This is a genomic window from Streptococcus sp. WM07 (assembly GCF_004570525.1).
GTDB lineage: Bacteria > Bacillota > Bacilli > Lactobacillales > Streptococcaceae > Streptococcus.
Map to the genome: position 1 here is coordinate 1 of NZ_SPPZ01000272.1, position 385 is coordinate 385.

Genomic DNA, 385 nt, shown 5'->3' on the forward strand with positions numbered 1-385 from the left:
CACTAGGACAATCGTCATGCCCGATTGGTGAAGCTGTTGAAAAATCGACATCAATTCCTTACGACCTGCTGGGTCAAGCCCTGCTGTTGGCTCATCAAGAACCAATACTTTTGGCTCCATGGCCAGGATACCTGCAATCGCAACCCGTCGCATTTGTCCACCAGACAATTCAAAGGGACTGCGGTCGAACAGGTCCTCGGATATTCCGACCAAGGCCAATTTCTCACGCGCAATCGCCTCAGCTTTGTCCCTTGACACACCAAAATTCTGCGGTCCAAAAACAACATCTTTCAAAACTGTTTCCTCAAAGACTTGACTTTCTGGAAACTGAAAGACCAGCCCAACCTTCTTGCGCACCTGCTTAATATCCTTATTGACAGAGGTC

The 385-nt window shown here is 48.3% G+C and carries 1 protein-coding gene; it reads right to left on the reverse strand.

Going from position 1 to position 385, the window contains the following annotated elements:
- On the reverse strand, nt 1-385 hold a 385-nt coding region (locus E4T71_RS09230; protein ID WP_135039003.1), incomplete at both ends, for an ATP-binding cassette domain-containing protein.